Origin of the sequence: Moorena sp. SIO4A1 (genome assembly GCF_010672065.1) — a bacterium.
Classification (GTDB): Bacteria; Cyanobacteriota; Cyanobacteriia; order Cyanobacteriales; family Coleofasciculaceae; genus Moorena.
Genome location: NZ_JAAHHX010000059.1, coordinates 25,758 through 41,772 on the forward strand (window position 1 = coordinate 25,758; position 16,015 = coordinate 41,772).

General features: G+C 45.2%; 14 protein-coding genes and 1 pseudogene. 5 read left to right on the forward strand and 10 right to left on the reverse strand.

Going from position 1 to position 16,015, the window contains the following annotated elements:
• Positions 1–286 precede the first annotated feature (286 nt).
• From F6K53_RS27925 to F6K53_RS27940, 4 genes are all read right to left on the reverse strand, one after another.
• The gene (locus F6K53_RS27925) at positions 287–1,981 is read right to left on the reverse strand and encodes an iron uptake porin (protein ID WP_293082900.1); all 1,695 of its coding nucleotides are present in this window, start codon (positions 1,979–1,981) and stop codon (positions 287–289) included.
• Between the two features lie 451 nt (positions 1,982–2,432).
• Positions 2,433–3,134, reverse strand: a complete 702-nt coding sequence (gene phoU / locus F6K53_RS27930; RefSeq protein ID WP_293023907.1) for a phosphate signaling complex protein PhoU — start codon at positions 3,132–3,134, stop codon at positions 2,433–2,435.
• Between the two features lie 475 nt (positions 3,135–3,609).
• Positions 3,610–4,917, reverse strand: a complete 1,308-nt coding sequence (locus tag F6K53_RS27935; RefSeq protein ID WP_293070928.1) for a PAS domain-containing sensor histidine kinase — start codon at positions 4,915–4,917, stop codon at positions 3,610–3,612.
• A 145-nt stretch (positions 4,918–5,062) separates the two neighbouring features.
• The gene (locus F6K53_RS27940; RefSeq protein WP_293023909.1) at positions 5,063–5,809 is read right to left on the reverse strand and encodes a response regulator transcription factor; all 747 of its coding nucleotides are present in this window, start codon (positions 5,807–5,809) and stop codon (positions 5,063–5,065) included.
• Between the two features lie 312 nt (positions 5,810–6,121).
• On the opposite strand from F6K53_RS27940, the gene F6K53_RS27945 reads away from it, so the two are divergent.
• Together F6K53_RS27945 and F6K53_RS27950 are read left to right on the forward strand one after the other, a co-directional pair.
• The gene (locus tag F6K53_RS27945; protein ID WP_293023910.1) at positions 6,122–6,286 is read left to right on the forward strand and encodes a hypothetical protein; all 165 of its coding nucleotides are present in this window, start codon (positions 6,122–6,124) and stop codon (positions 6,284–6,286) included.
• An 11-nt stretch (positions 6,287–6,297) separates the two neighbouring features.
• Complete coding sequence (locus F6K53_RS27950; RefSeq protein ID WP_293023911.1) at positions 6,298–7,044, forward strand: creatininase family protein; 747 nt, start codon at positions 6,298–6,300, stop codon at positions 7,042–7,044.
• An 87-nt stretch (positions 7,045–7,131) separates the two neighbouring features.
• On the opposite strand, the gene F6K53_RS27955 is transcribed toward F6K53_RS27950, so the two are convergent.
• From F6K53_RS27955 to radA, 3 genes are read right to left on the reverse strand one after another with little or no spacing between them, the layout of a single operon-like run.
• On the reverse strand, positions 7,132–8,334 hold the full coding sequence (locus tag F6K53_RS27955) for a transposase (RefSeq protein WP_293082904.1): 1,203 nt from the start codon (positions 8,332–8,334) through the stop codon (positions 7,132–7,134).
• Positions 8,237–8,833, reverse strand: coding sequence for an IS607 family transposase (locus F6K53_RS27960; protein ID WP_293073148.1), 597 nt, complete (start codon positions 8,831–8,833; stop codon positions 8,237–8,239). Before F6K53_RS27960 ends, F6K53_RS27955 begins: the two co-directional genes overlap by 98 nt.
• Before the next feature lie 53 nt (positions 8,834–8,886).
• A complete protein-coding gene (gene radA / locus F6K53_RS27965; RefSeq protein ID WP_293073145.1) occupies positions 8,887–10,470 on the reverse strand; it encodes a DNA repair protein RadA in 1,584 nt (527 codons plus the stop codon).
• Between the two features lie 204 nt (positions 10,471–10,674).
• Here radA and rpaB point away from each other — a divergent pair, with 204 nt between their 5' ends.
• From rpaB to F6K53_RS27980, 3 genes are all read left to right on the forward strand, one after another.
• A complete protein-coding gene (gene rpaB / locus F6K53_RS27970) occupies positions 10,675–11,406 on the forward strand; it encodes a response regulator transcription factor RpaB (RefSeq protein ID WP_293023917.1) in 732 nt (243 codons plus the stop codon).
• Between the two features lie 61 nt (positions 11,407–11,467).
• Entirely contained in the window at positions 11,468–12,112 is a 645-nt protein-coding gene (locus tag F6K53_RS27975) for a cofactor assembly of complex C subunit B (RefSeq protein ID WP_293023919.1), read from the forward strand.
• Between the two features lie 28 nt (positions 12,113–12,140).
• Positions 12,141–12,680 (forward strand): DUF456 family protein, encoded by a 540-nt coding sequence (locus F6K53_RS27980; RefSeq protein WP_293074034.1) that lies wholly within the window; start codon positions 12,141–12,143, stop codon positions 12,678–12,680.
• A gap of 72 nt (positions 12,681–12,752) precedes the next feature.
• Here F6K53_RS27980 and F6K53_RS27985 read toward each other — a convergent pair whose 3' ends face one another.
• The 3 genes and pseudogenes from F6K53_RS27985 to F6K53_RS27995 all read right to left on the reverse strand — a co-directional run.
• The gene (locus F6K53_RS27985; RefSeq protein ID WP_293023922.1) at positions 12,753–14,003 is read right to left on the reverse strand and encodes a competence/damage-inducible protein A; all 1,251 of its coding nucleotides are present in this window, start codon (positions 14,001–14,003) and stop codon (positions 12,753–12,755) included.
• A gap of 293 nt (positions 14,004–14,296) precedes the next feature.
• A complete protein-coding gene (locus tag F6K53_RS27990; protein WP_293074037.1) occupies positions 14,297–15,187 on the reverse strand; it encodes an EAL domain-containing protein in 891 nt (296 codons plus the stop codon).
• Between the two features lie 42 nt (positions 15,188–15,229).
• A pseudogene (locus tag F6K53_RS27995) lies at positions 15,230–15,643 on the reverse strand (diguanylate cyclase); the annotation flags it as partial.
• Positions 15,644–16,015: the final 372 nt, after the last annotated feature.

A 16,015-nucleotide genomic window follows, 5' to 3' on the forward strand; every position in this document is an offset into this window, starting at 1 on the left:
ATTAGTTAGGTCTAAGACAACTCTGGATTAAGATATCATTTTTTGTGTGATTTTTCGAGAAAGATACTCATCCTCGATTTTAGTCACTTAAAATACCAATTTTCTTAAGCAACAGAGTAATGGGTTTCTGTGGGAAGTGCGATTATAGGGAGTAAGGTTGAAGGGGAGGTAAGGCTTTCTCTTAAACTAGTCCTAAACTAGTAAGGTATCTGCTGATCACTGACAGCAGATACCTTACTAGCAAACCTTAGAATTTTTACCTAGAATTTTTACCTACAATGTTTCCCTAGAACTTAAAAGTGGTACGGATTGCTCCAACCCAAATCGTATCATTGTCATCATCGTGATTAGGATTGAAAATCACGTAGGCTCCTGGAGTAATCAGGATGTTCTTGGTAATCGGGAATTTGTACTGTGCCTCAATCAGGTAGGAAGTATCATCATCGTCACTAGCACCATCAATGTCGGTAGCCTTAGGTGGCATACCCCCGGCAATACTGAACACAGCTCCCTCTTTGCCAAAATCGATGAAAGACAGGTTGGCTGCCCAAGTGACAATGTCAGCATTGTCACCCTCTTCCACCGTACCATTATCATCTTCCGCTTCAGCATCAATATAACCAAACCAACCGCCGAGATGAATTTGTTCGGTCAGGCGAAAACTGGCTTGTGCTCCTAAGCGATTAGCCGAGGTAGGCACGCCATTGCCGAAGGGGCGCTTAGCTAAGGGACTACCAGTGCTACCGGAAAGATTGATATCCCCTTCTCGCTGGTAGCTACGGACGTAGATCAAAGATAGATCCAAGTTATCAATCGGTGAAATAGCCAGTTCAGCACCAGCACTATAGGAACCATTGAACAATCCTAAGCCCTCACCGGGATTAGGCGCATCACCATCATCAGCTAGATAAAGTACTGATAGTTTCAAGGCATCACTAAATTTATAGCTGAAACCGGCACCAGCTCCCTCTGCTCCGCGAAGGGTTAGGGGGTTACGGCGGACAAACCGGGATAAGCCACCACTGCCACTGCTTCCCAGGAAGGGGTTGGTCGGGTTGAAAATGTTATTCAAGTCAAGGCCAGAGGTTCCCACATAACCCCTGAATTTCTTACCAATCGGGAAACGGTAGTACAAGTCATTAATCTCAACATCGTTACCACCACCGGCATCATGACCCAAGCGAGCCATGTCGGTACCAGTCACACCAGCGAGACTAGTAAAGTTTCCTGCCTGCAAACGAGTTCTCAACCGGTCTTTACCGGTGAAGCTGGTATCGAAGTTCAGACGTACCCGGTTACTTAAGGTAATGTTTTCATCAATACCATCTCCACTACCATCAGCTTTTTCATCCCCAAAGGCACCAGCGAAGGTAAACAGAACCTCCCCTTTGAGTTTGGTGGTGGTAGAGAACTGATGGTCTTCTAGGAAAGCCACCCGACCTTCTAGGTTATCCACCCGTGCCCCTAGGGTAGCCAATTCGGATTCAAACTCTTGAATCAGCCGTTGCAGGGTTTCCAGGTCCTCCCGGGTAATAAAGTCAGCGGTGCTAGCTGCAATTAACCGCTCAATCTGGTTCAAGCAAGCATTCAAACCAGCCGCAAACTCATAACGAGTAGTTGCCCGGTTTCCACGGAATGTGCGGTTAGGATAACCAGCAATACAGCCATACCGTTCTACCAGAGAGCGCAAAGCTTCATAGGCCCAGTCACCAGGAGATACGTCCCGCAGTTGGGAAACACTGGTGACCTGGTCGATCGAATCTACATTTGTGCCCTCGTTGTTGTAGATATTGATTTGTTGTAGAATTTCCGAGTTAGACTCACCAGTAGCCTGGGCAACGGTTAGCTCTTGTGGAGCCACTTGAGCTTCAGTAGAAGATTCCTCAAGGCTGGGAGCACCATAGGCGCTGTTAGCCACCAGCAGTGAAGCCCCTAGCACAGCGGGACTATATTTGATCGTATTCCAAAAAACTGTTGACATGATTTCTCAATCAACCTCACACCTAGTAGACAACACGATTGGACTCAACGCAGTCCGTCACTTTTTCCTACAACCACTAAAATTCGTTAGTTATAGGACAACTCTGGATTAGCATATCATTTTTTGTGTGCTCAGAGGAGCTAGCTTTTCGAGAAAAATACTCGATTGTAGTGACGTACGATACCAATGTTTTTAAGCAACAGAGCAATAGCTGTCTGTGCGCTCTAGATTTTACCGGTTGAGGTTGAAGAGGAGGTAAGGCTTTGGTAATACTCAGGTTAAGAAGGACGCTTTTATGTTTACGGCTAGCATATTATCTGGCTAGAATATGGTATAGCAATCCTAATTGCAACGTCAACAAGCAAGGGGAGCAAATTCTTACCCATTGTTGCCCTCTTGGTTTGTTATGGTATGTAAAAACTCAGATTGGATTGCTATCTAAGCAGTGAACCTAACGGCCAGGAGTAACTCCTGAACGTTGACCAGTGACAATATAAGAGACTCGTTGACCGATATTGGTAGCATGGTCAGCCATTCGTTCTAAATGGCGAATCACTAGTCCCAGTAAAAGAATTGGTTCAACAACACCCTTGATATCCCTTTGACTGGCCAAGGTTTGATAAACTTGGTCATAGGCATCATCGACTGTGTCGTCCAGCTTTTTGACGGTTTGCCCAGCAATGGCATCTAAATCCGCTAGGGCTTTTAAACTTGTTGCCAGCATAGCTTGGGCATGATGAGACATCAGTTCAACCTCTGGCATACAGGGATGGGGTGGATAAGGAAACAGCTTGATTGATAGTTCTCCCAGGTCTTCAGCATAATCACCAATGCGCTCTAAATCTCGTACTAGTTGCATAAAGGCACTCAGAAGCCGTAAATCTTGGGCAACGGGAGATTGCAGAGCCATTAGCGTGACACATTCCATCTCAATTTGGTGATAGTAGCCATCAATGCGCTTATCAAGAGAGGCAAGATGTTGGGCAGTCTCGAGATTGCGCTCAAAGAGCGCTTGATGGCTGAGTCGAAAAGATTGCTCTACCAGAGCCCCCATACGCAGAACATCTTGTGCCAAACGCTTCAGAGAGCGCTGGAAGTGGGAACGCTCAGACATGTTGCTGACAGAACTAGTAGGAGAAGATAAACTCACCATAAAATAGGGGTTGGTAAGGGAAGGCTGGAAGCCCCTGTCCTTTACATTTATGCATGGGTAAGAAAGCACTTAACATAAATAACTGCCCAACAGGACATCTTGATTAGATGCGTTCGCGTAGCGTGGCCAAAGGCCAATCGCGCTTAGCCATCCTTCCGGTGAACAAATTAACAGGCAGTATTTCAATGAAAGTTTTAGGGGTTACAGGTTAGCCGAATACAGGTTAGCTGGTTAGCTGGTTAGCTGGTTAGCTGGTTAGCTGGTTACAGGTTATTAAACCTTGGCCTATTGGCCACGCTACGGGAACAACCAAACAACTTTTAACCTTTAACCTTGGCCTTGGCCTTTGGGCTACGCTACGCGAATGGCCACGCTACGGGAACAACCTTTAACTTTCAACCTTTAACCTTTAACCAAACAACCTACCAGGGCGAGCAGGATAAGACACTATAACACTAAGTAATAGCAAATTGAATCAACCTTTGGTGGTATCTGGAAGTGCAATTTCTATACAGGCACCACCTGTTTCCCAGTGATTGCTGGCTAGGATAGAGCCACCGTGAGCTTCAATAATTTGCTGCACAATGGATAGTCCTAGACCACTGCCACCACGAACAGGTAAGGAGTCTCCATTACTATAATTAGTCTGCTCTCTGGCTCTTGACTGATCTCCCCGGTAAAGTCGCTCAAAGACACGGGGTAAATCTGACTCGGCAAAACCATCTCCTGCATCGATCACCTTAATTTGAATCCAAGTATCGCAAACAGCCGCCTTCTGGGAAGATATAGCATTAACCTCAACTCGAATGGCAGCCTGAGATGGGCTGTGTTTAATACTGTTGTCAAATAAATTCAGAAACACCTGAGTCAGGCGAGAGGGATCAGCTTGCAGATACACTTGATTAGGTCCATTATAGGCAAGGGTTAAGTCTTTCTGTTGGGCTAGGAGTTCTAAGGTTTGCCAGACCCTAAAAATTAAACTCTTTAGTTCTATGGATTGACAGTTAAGATGTAGAGTGGGGTCTTGCTTGAGTTTACTAATTTCCAGCCAATCTTCCACAAGCTGAATCAGCCGTTTGACTTCTGCGAGCATTTTCTCGACCCAGCGGCTTTCCTGAGGCTCCAGACGGCTCTGTAAGGTTTCCGCCACTAAACTAATGGAGGTTAAAGGGGTTCTTAGTTCGTGGGCTAAATCCCCAAACCACTGGTTGCGAGACTCAGCCAGTTCTACCAAAGGTTGTTGGTTTTCCAGAAACACACCAACTTGTTTATGGGGTAATGGCCAACTGGAAGCTCTTAGATAAAGCGATCGCATTTCACCCATGGCCTCCCCATTTAAGCAACTGGGGTGAAATACCCATTCACAGATCCCAGGTTGCTGCTGCTGACGGGTAGTTTGAATCAGCTGATCTAATTCGTAGGAACGCACCCACTCCAGGAATAACCGGATTTCTCCTGATTCCCAGTGATGAATATGTAATAACTGACGCGCTTGCTGGTTGCACCAGAGTAACTGGTTTTCTTCATCCACCAGAAAATAACCTAAGGGTGCTACCTGAACTACTCCCTGCCACGTTTGCAGTTCTTGCTCGATCTGTTCTCGTTGATGATTGGCTCTTGCGATCGCTTGCCGCAAACGAGAAACTGCCGACAACGAGTTGCTGGTAGCATCCGCCTGTAGTGTTCCCAGCATTTGCTGTAGCCGTCGTTTGAGTTGGTGCTGCTGCCACAGCCACAGCCCAATTCCCAAAGCCAGACCTAGTAAAAATGCTAGGATTATCATAACAAAAAAACAATATGAAGTATGAAGGACTTCGTACTTTATACTACTTTATCCTTTATCTATGCTTCATATTTCATTCATTATTTATCCTTGATTCTTGATATTTTCTCTATCCTTTCTCTATCCTTTCTCTATCCTTGATTATTTATCCAAACCGATAACCAAAACCGCGTACAGTGATCAGGTATTCTGGTTTACTAGGGTCTTCCTCTAATTTTTCCCGTAACCAGCGAATATGAACATCGACGGTTTTAGTATCTCCCACAAAATCCATTCCCCATACTTGATCAATTAATTGCTCCCGAGACCAAACTCGGCGGGGATTATTGATAAATAACTCCAAAAGTCGAAACTCTTTGGGAGATAAATTAACGTCTTCTCCCCGAACCATCACCCGACACTCTTGGGGGTACAGCTTGATCTCTCGGAATTGCTGCACTGGTGTTGGAGTCATACCATTCAAGTGTTGGCGACGAATTAAGGCTCGGCAACGAGCAATCAACTCCCGCATACTGAACGGTTTAGTGAGGTAGTCGTCTGCACCAACTTCCAAACCTAAAACCCGATCCGTTTCACTAGCTTTGGCACTCAGAATCAGGATAGGAATGGGATTTCCTCGATAACGTAGCAACCGACACAGATCTAAACCATTAACCTGAGGTAACATTAGGTCTAATATGAGCAAATCCACAGAGTAACCAGTTTGATCGGTATCCTGAAGCATACTCAAAGCTGTAGCACCGTCCGCAGCACTGAATACCTCGTAACCTTCTTCTTCCAGGGCTAGGACGATCATTTCTCGGATTAGTTCTTCGTCTTCCACCACTAAGACTTGTTTAGCCTTTGTCAGCTCAGAAGTGGAAGTACTGTGGGGTATGTCGAGAGCAAGCATAAAGTAAGAAAAGTTGGTAACTGAGGTTACACGTCAAGATATACAAGTAGTACCACGCATCTGTCAATCAGAATATTGACTTAATCATCAATTAACCTTATTTTTACCACAATCTTATCTGGCTGCGGATAGATTATGGAGCCATTTTGCCTAATTGAGAGAAAATTAACCGAAAATCCCAGGTAGTATAGCGCTACGCGCAAGTCAGCAAGGTTCTTGCGTCAGAAGTCAAAAGTAAGCTATGACTAAGTTTCGGAGTTTAGGAATGTCCTAATATTAATGGGTAGTGCTATATGATATGCAAACAAAACCTTGGCCTATTGGCCACGCAATCGCGTTCAACCTTATAACCTTCAACCTTATAACCTTGGCCTATTGGCCACGCAATCACGTTCAACCTTCAACCTTATAACCTTCAACCTCTACACCTACTTGAAACGAGAGGTTTGGCAGATATCACAACTACTAACCCTCTAAGAGGATTAACCATGCTGTTACACTTGAGTACTTGGACAGAAATTGAAGCTTACCTAAAGCAATCACCAGGGATTATTCTGCCCATTGGTTCAACGGAACAACATGGACCAACTGGTTTGATTGGCACCGACGCAATATGTGCAGAAGCGATCGCAAAAGGTGTCTCTGAAGCAACCAATGCCCTAGTTGCTCCAACCATTAATGTCGGGATGGCGCTACACCACACGGCTTTTCCCGGTAGCATCAGCTTGAAACCTAGTACATTAATTCAGGTGCTCAAAGACTACCTGACTTGCTTGACTAGAGCTGGGTTTACCAAGTTTTTCTTTATCAATGGTCATGGGGGTAATATCGCTACCCTTAAAGCAGCGTTTTCTGAAAGTTACGCCCACTTGAGTGATTTACAGATTCCTAATGGGGAAACGGTTCAGTGTCGGCTAGCTAATTGGTTTATGTGCCGTTCTGTATATAAATTAGCTAAGGAATTGTATGGGGATCAAGAAGGTTCCCATGCTACTCCTTCTGAGGTAGCACTTACCCAATATGTCTATCCCGAAGCGATTAAACAAGCACCCCTCTCAGAAACCGTTGCGTCTGGACACCCCATTTATGGAGCCGCAGATTTTCGTCGCCGTTATCCCGATGGTCGTATGGGGTCTAATCCAGCCTTAGCAACACCGCAACATGGTAAGCAGTTTTATGAGTTGGCAGTCAAGGAGTTGAGTGGTAGTTATTTGGAGTTTCTGGCTGCAGAGTGAATCGGAATTGGGAATCGGGAATCGGGAATCGGGAATCGGGAATCAGTTATATAACTGGACTTGATCTTAGATCTGATCCGATACTTTTTAGCTACCAGAATCTACCAAAAGTAAATCTTGGCTCACTAATGCAAGTTGATTTCTCAACCAGGGTGTATCTACCAAGGCTCGCAAGAATATCCCACGAGCGCCGTTAATGTCCCGATCCATCCTTCGGCCATCAACTAGTGATTTAATAATGCGACTTCCGCCTATATTTACCAATTCACCTGTCCAACTAACAGTCTTACTAGTATAGGCTTCACAGACATCCACCACCGTCTTCCCGGTCTCTTGAGCTTTGTGCTTCAAGAATTCCTTAAAGCGATAGTGGGCGAATGTCAGCATATTGCGGACAGTCTTAGATCTGATTTTTCTATTACCTTTTTTCGACATCTGAGAAGTCTCGAAGGTGGGAAGTAAGATTATATCAAAATTGTCAACTAAGAACCTAGCTGTCTTATGATGAAGCTCGTTGATTAGGTTTTGAATCTTGATTACCATCCTCCGAGCGGCCTTTCTCATCCGACGTTTTTGACCACCACAAGCTTGGCTTATTTTAGATAGCAAATTATCTAGATGTTGGCACAATCGTTGAATACCAGAAAAGTCTCCATTCCCAATCTTTCCTACAGATGTCTCACTAAAAAAGGTAATAAAAGTTCTGACCCCAGGGTCTAAAGCGACTACTCTACCTTGGTTTTCGGTTTTATTTTTAGTCTCTTGATAGGGGACGACCAAATAGTAATCCCCATTCCTGCTGGTCAGTCTACTGTCGCAAATATTGTCAGGAATGGTCTCGGAATAAGCTATCTTGCCCAGTTTAGTGTGATATACCCCCATAGCTGAAACTGCCGATTTAGGGATATAACAAGACTGGGTAGGATTTTTCCTCGATCTAAACCTTACCCTTTGAATTTGCGAAGTCTTTTTGTACTTCTTTTTGGCCTCTCTGACAGCGGTGCAAGCATCCTTAACCGCTATCGATTTTATCTGATAAGGTACTTCCTTACACCACTCGGGAAGGTCGTTTAAAATGCCAGTTTTAATGGCTTTCCAGTTGGCTTTTATTTCGCCATCCTGGAGGATTTTGATGGTTTTATTGAACACATACCGGGAAACCCCAAACCATTTACGGGCAAGGGATCGCTGCTCAGAGTTTAGGAACAGACGAATCTTCTTGGATTTTTTTACCGTATTTCCTGAGTCCGTGAACCCGGCATGAGAAGAGGTGAATGATGGAGAGAAGATCTGCGGTAAGTTCTGATTCTGGGCAGCTCTGAGGCTGGTCGAGAACCAGGATTTTTCCACCGTTGAGGCCGACCAAGTACTCAATGAGTTCAAACCCGAATCGGGTAAGTCGGTCTCTACAGGTAACAACAACCGTGAGCTTATCTCCCGACACAACTCGTTCCAAAATGGCTCTAAGTCCTTTTCTTTTGTAGTTGAGACCTGAGCCGATGTCTTGGATGATTTCTGCTTCCGGGAAGAGGGAGTGGAGGTAGGCGACTTGGCGGGCAAGATCCTCTCGCTGCTTTGTACTGCTAACTCGGCAGTAACAGATGGTATAACAGCTTGATCTGTCAGACTTTGGAGCTTTTCCAAAACGGAGAAGATCTGTTGAGTCAAAGAGTCTAGTTCCGCCTGGTGTCCTTTCGCATCTGAGTGTCCCATTGTCTGCATACTTCCTTAGTGTGTTTTTGGAGAGTCCCGTAAGTTCGACCGCCTTACGGAGTGGTATTAATGCCATCCCATTAATCTACCATTATTTGACAGTAATTGGTAGATTAATGGGGATTTTTGTTAACTATCACAAGCCTCAATATCTTCAGGGAAATCCTGGCGTAATCCTCCAGGCAAGGCAGCAATAATCGCATCTAGTACTCTAGATACTTGAATAATTTCAATACCAAGATCAGATAAGGTTTGACCTTTGGGTATGATCGCTCGCTTGAACCCTAACTTGGCAGCTTCTTTGAGTCGGAGTTCCATCTGAGAGACTAGTCGCACTTGCCCGCCTAAGCTGATTTCACCAATCATAACGGTGCGAGGATCGACAACGCGATCGCGAAAACTGGCTACTACCGCAATAGCCATTCCTAAATCAGCTGCTGGTTCTTCTACTCCTAGCCCTCCTGCTGTTGCGACATAAGCATCTAATTTGGATAGGGGAATCCCGACTCGCTTTTCCAAGACTGCCAGAATTTGTTGTAACCGGTTGTAATCAACTCCAGTCGTTGAGCGGCGGGGTGCCCCATAACTAGCAGGACTTACTAGCGCTTGCAACTCTACCAGAATCGGACGAGTACCTTCACAAGCCACGACAGTAGCAGTACCAGGACTCATTTCATCCCGGTTACCCAAAAACAGATCAGAAGGATTCAAGACTTCCTGCAAACCGTTGCTGACCATTTCAAAAATACCGATTTCATGAGTAGCCCCAAAGCGGTTTTTCACAGAACGCAGTAGCCGATGGGAGGCAAAGCGATCGCCTTCGAAGTACAATACAGTATCCACTAAGTGTTCCAGTACCCTTGGTCCTGCGATCGCGCCTTCTTTGGTCACATGACCCACAATTAACAGAGTAATGTTTGACCGCTTTGCTACCTGCATCAGGGCGGAGGTACATTCCCGGACTTGAGCAACAGAACCAGGAGCAGAGGTCAAGGCCGGAAAATAAAGGGTCTGAATACTGTCAATCACTGCTACCTGAGGTTTCAGGGACTCCAACTCTCGCAGAATTTCCTCTAAATCGGTTTCTGGTAAGATATACAAATCAGCGTCTTTAGACTCAGATGTAGACTCAGAGTCTTGAGCAGCTATTGGAGTTTTTGATGATTTTGACTTAGAAGACTTAGACTTAGAAGACTTAGCCTCCTTTTTCACCCTACCGTTATTAGATTCGAGATCAGGGGTTTCTGCTGATACCACACCCAGGCGAGATGCTCGCAGCTTTACCTGCTGTCCTGATTCCTCTGCACAAACGTATAGAATGCGATGCAACTTAGCAAGTTGATTGGCAACTTGAAGCATTAAGGTTGATTTGCCAATCCCTGGATCTCCACCAATTAATACTAAAGACCCAGGCACAACACCACCTCCGAGGACTCGGTCAAGTTCTCCATAGCCTGAGGGGAAGCGGATCTGGACAGTATCAACAATTTCTGAGAAGGTAAGGGATGATCTTGGTTGAGCCGGTCCAGTGTTAGGCTCGTGGTTATCGGAATAAGTATTGGATTGCCAACCCCCGCGACTGATTTTGACCGGGGATGGGGGAGCTACCTCATCCAAGGAATTGTAAGTACCACAGGCAGGACATTTGCCGAACCATTGGGAGGACTCAGCACCACAGGCATTACACACATAGAGCGTTTTAGGCTTCGGCATCCTACTTGAAAAGTCTTAAAAACTCTTAAAAAAACTCAATAATTAAATTAACATTAATGAAAGTCAAGAAAGACTTCACCAGCAAGGAAAATATAATTCTCAACGATAAAACCAACTTTGTAAAGCGTTAGATTAAAGAGATAAACTACTGATAAATTAATAAATCATTAATCTTACTTCACCATTTCGGGAGTATAACGTCAATTGGAAACTCATAAAGAAAAAATTCTTGTTGTCGATGACGAAGCCAGTATCCGTCGCATATTAGAAACTAGGTTATCCATGATTGGCTACGAAGTAGTCACAGCCGCCGATGGAGAAGAAGCCCTAGACACATTTCGTAATCAAGAGCCTGACCTAGTGGTGTTAGATGTGATGATGCCAAAGCTAGATGGTTATGGTGTTTGTCAAGAATTACGCAAGGAATCAGACATTCCCATTATTATGCTAACTGCTTTAGGGGATGTAGCTGATCGGATTACCGGTCTAGAGTTAGGAGCAGATGACTATGTGGTCAAGCCCTTTTCTCCAAAAGAATTGGAAGCCCGTATTCGCTCCGTACTGCGGCGCGTTGATAAAGTCGGAACTGGCGGTATTCCTAGTTCTGGCGTGATTCATGTTGCGAGTATCAAAATTGACACCAACAAGCGGCAGGTCTACAAAGGGGATGAGCGCATTCGGCTGACTGGAATGGAGTTCAGTCTTCTGGAATTATTAGTTAAACGTTCCGGAGAACCATTCTCCCGTTCTGAAATTTTGCAGGAAGTGTGGGGCTATACCCCCGAACGCCATGTAGATACCCGTGTAGTAGATGTCCACATCTCCCGGTTACGAGCCAAGTTAGAGGATGACCCGAGTAATCCTGAGCTAATTCTGACTGCACGAGGTACAGGTTATTTGTTCCAACGGATCATTGAACCGGGGGATGAAAAATAGTAACACCTTGATGTTTCCTTTCAGCTGCCTAAGTACTGAACTAACAACCAACAGGTGAGTGATGGCTAAACCCGACCAAAATGATGTACTGCGGCTGCTGCCATTTGCGGTTGGAGGATTGGCAGGGGGTCTGTTGCTGATTAACCGTTTATTAACCTCCCAGCTAACCAATTCTCAAGCTCGTTCTGATGCTGTAGGGGTAATTGTTTGTGCTGTATTGATTTTGACAGGTTTACTGTGGCAGCAGGTACAGCCCAAACCTCCTGATGCAGTTAAACTGATTGGCGAGGAGGGTTTGGAACTCGCTCCAGAACTGCCAGATCAGGTAAAAACTGAATTAGCCTGGGCATCCCATCTATTACTAACTAATACAGTAACGCGATCGCTTGTGGTGGTATACCAAGGCAAAGTCCTGCTGCGGCGGGGGATCTTGGGCAAAAATCCCCAAGTCGAGCCTGGAGCTATTCTCAAGCGGGTTCTCGAAACTCAAAAAGCCGTCTATCTGGTTAACCTAAAGCTCTATCCAGGGCGACTTGAATTTGACTACTTGCCACATAACACACAAGGTGTAATATGTCAACCAATTGGCAATCAAGGAGCGCTAATTTTGGCAGCCAATGCTCCCCGAAGTTACACTAAACAAGATGAAAATTGGATTGAGGGGATTGCTGATAAACTCGCCAATACTCTCTCTGGTCATTTATAAGATGTGGGTACTGCTTCGAATTTAAATAATGTGGTTAATCATTTTGTACTGGTTCCTGATTCTGCTGATGCTAGTAGGCATTATTGGTTCGGTTGTTCCTGGCATTCCCGGTGCCATGTTGATTTTAGCTGCCACCATAATTTGGGGTATTGCTGAGGGCTTTAGTAGCGTCACCTGGCCATTGGGCGTAGCAATCTTTGTGTGGCTACTCGGTATGGGGGTCGATTTTTTAGCCGCTTACTGGGGAGCCAAAAAAGCTGGTGCTAGTAATTGGGGACAAATTGGTTCCATAATCGGCTTGTTATTGGGGGTTTTTGGTCTTTTACCCGCCTTGCCCTTCGGCGGACCGTTACTAGGGATTGTGCTGGGACCGTTGTTAGGGGCGTTTGTAGGTGAGTTTCTCTATCAACGGAAGTTAAAGTTACAGCCTAGAATTAAGCAATCCTTTAAAGCTGGCTTGGGGATTGTGGTCGGTTCATTGGTAGGAAATTTGATTCAGGGAATGCTTGCGATCGCTACTGTGGTGGTGTTTATTTTCACCACCTGGCCCCCAGGTGCAGGGATTTAGCTTGAAATTTAGATTGAAAAGGGTTATGGGTGCACTGCTTGCTAATTAACCCTAACAAGCTAACTAACAAGTTCACCGACTCAGCAATTTGCACCGTAGGCGATCGAGGGCATAGCAGGCGCTGATGTGACGTAGGTCAGACCGACTCCGATGTTGACCCAAGGTGTACTTGTAGCATTCTAAAATGCCATCTGGTCCGGCTAGACCAATGTAAACTAGACCCACAGGCTTGGTATCGGTATTGCCTCCAGGTCCAGCTATGCCTGTAATACTCAGTGACCAGGTTGAAGAAAGAAGCGATCGCACTCCTGTTGCCATTTGCTCTGCTACAACCTTACTTTCCGCCCCCATCGCCTTCAAATCTGAGGAATTCACTCCCAGTACACCAGTTTTGACAGCGTTATCATAAGCAATGATACCCCCCAGAAAGTAATTAGAACTCCCCGGGACACTGGTTATCATACTGCCAATACCGCCGCCAGTACAGGATTCTGCTACACTCAAAGTTTCTGAGGCACCCGTCAATAGCTGACCCACTACAGAGGCTAGGGTATCGGTGTCAGTACCGAAATAGTTAATTCCCCCGATCTCCTGTAATTTTTGGGCTACTGGTTCAATTAACTGTTGCGCTTCATTTTCTGAAGCCGCACGGGCAGAAACCCTTAACCTCACCTGTCCCTTACTAGCATAGGGAGCAACGGTGGGGTTGGTAAGGTCAAAAAAGGGAGCAACTTTCTCAGCCAAAGCCGATTCTCCAATCCCCCAAAACCGCAACATCCGGCTATAAACGATTTCTTTACCCCAGCCTTGGCTTTTGAGATAGGGAACAGCCGTGTCTCGCCACATCTGGTGCATTTCCCTAGGAACACCAGGAAACGTGAGAATGGTTAAATCAGCACGGGGTTTCCAGATGATACCAGGAGCTGTTCCGTTCAGGTTGGGTAATACTTGTGCCCCTTCTGGAATTAGGGCTTGCTTGCGGTTATTGGTAGTTAATTGACGTCCCCGCCGGGCAAACTTCTGAGTAATGTCCTCTATAACATCCGGTTCTTCAATCAGAGGAGCACCAAAAAATTTAGCGATCGCTTCCGTGGTCAAGTCATCGGGCGTCGGACCAAGACCACCAGTAAATATTAGGATAGTGGAGCGCTCACTAGCAATTGCCAATACTTGCTGTAAACGCCCGATATTATCTCCCACTACTGTCTGATAGTAGTGAGGAATCCCCAATGCCGCTAGCTCCTGGGCTAAAAACTGAGCATTGCTGTTGAGAATATCCCCCAGCAGCAGTTCAGTACCTACACAAATAATTTCTGCACTCATCGATTATGCCTCAGGGGCAAGATAACATTCATTTCTTTCGGATCTTATCTTATAATCTCACACTGACAGCAATTTTAAAACTATAGCGTTTTCACAAAAAAGGGAACAGGGAATAGGGAATAGGGAATAGGGAATAGGGAGTAGGGAGTAGGTAATATGGCATCAAAAATTATCCTAATTCATTTATAAATGAATTAGGCTTATGATTATGACATTTATTTTGTTATTAAAAAAAATGTCATAATCTATTTTTAAATTATATATTCAATATCGATTAATAGCGTTTTTAATAGTTATGAGGTACACAATATTTTTTCCCGATTCCCGATTCCCGATTCCCGATTCCCCATTCCCGATTCCCGATTCCCGATTCCCGATTCCCGATTCCCTAATTCCCTAATTACCCGCTTGGATAACACTCGAAGCGGCTTCAGCATCCATTGGTTCCGATAAAAAAAACCTTGCCCATAATCACAGGTTAACTCTTGCAAGCTTGCCATTTGTTCAGGAGTTTCGATGGCTTTCGCTGTTACTGTTATCCCGAGCTGGTGAGCTATAAATATGATAGTTTTAACAATAGCTGCATTTTTGGGGTCAGACTCCATCGTTTGGATAAAAAAAGGGTCAATTTTAAAGATGTTTATCGGCAGATTCGTTAAATGAGCCAGACAAGAGTAGCTACTGCCAAAATCATCTAGGGCTAATTGAATCCCCTCAGCTTGGAGTTGGTTTAAGTCTATACATCCGTCGGCTTTTGCAGTTATTAGTGAATTTTCGGTAATTTCTAATATTAAATTACTCCCAGATATACCAGTCTCCTGCAAAATTTGTTGAAGCTGAGGCAGGAAAGTGGGATGGCACAGTTGTTGTGCAGAAAGGTTGACACTGATGAACAATGGTATAGTATTCCGCAGATGCTGCCATTCATGCAACTGCCAACAAGCAGTACTCAAAACCCACTCCCCCAGGGGAAGAATCAGTCCGGTTTGCTCAGCAATCGATAGAAACTGGGATGGCCTGATCAGTCCCTGCTTGGGGTGCTGCCAACGCACCAACACCTCAAACCCCAGGATTTGCCTGGTCTCTAGGGACATAATTGGCTGATAGTTTAGTATAAACTCATGCTGCCCTACTGCCCTATACAATTCCTCTTCTAATTCTTCCTCTAACTTTCCCAAACCCAACCTATCGCCCTGGCCTTGGTTGGTACATACTGCGTAGCCATCGCCACCTGTGGCTTTGACTTGATACAGAGCTCTGTCAGCCCTAGCGATTAACATTCCTGGTTTTTGATCCAGTTTAGGAATCTCGCTGGCGATTCCTAAACTCAGGGTGAGCTGCTCGCTGATCGGGGAACTGTAATTATTACTATAATTATTACTATTATTAATAATGTTGAGACCTTGCACCGCCTTTTGAATCAAGTGGGCAACCTGTGTAGCCCCAGAGGCATCGGTATTGGGCAAAAGTACCGCAAACTCATCACCACCGTAGCGCGCGACTAAATCAGCTGGACGTTTGACCACATCACCGATAGCTTTGGCGATTTCTTGAAGACATTGATCACCGTTTTGGTGACCATAGGAATCATTGTAGCGTTTGAAGCTATCCACATCAATTAAAATTATAGCCAAAGGTAACTGGTCTCGCCGTTGTCACCCCCTCAGCTCCCTGCTCCGAAGTCCCTATTCCCTGACATTCCCCCTCAAAACCAATTGATCAATTTACCTCTTCCATTAAGAGAATCACACCCTGACGTTCCCCCTCATATCAAGTCTGGTTGAATACCCATAATTAAAGAGAGGGTGGGGAGGGTGGGAGGTGTGGGGAGATGGGGAGATGGGGAGATCGGAATATGGGGAGATAGGGAGATTTTTATTAAGGGTAAATCGGGTAAGTCAGCGGGATTGCTCCCGCTTCGTCCCCAAAGCACCGTGCGAACAAGTCTCCAAGTACACGGCGCAACCAATTCCAAAAGAACTCACTTATCATTGCTACTTCTTTTCCTTGAC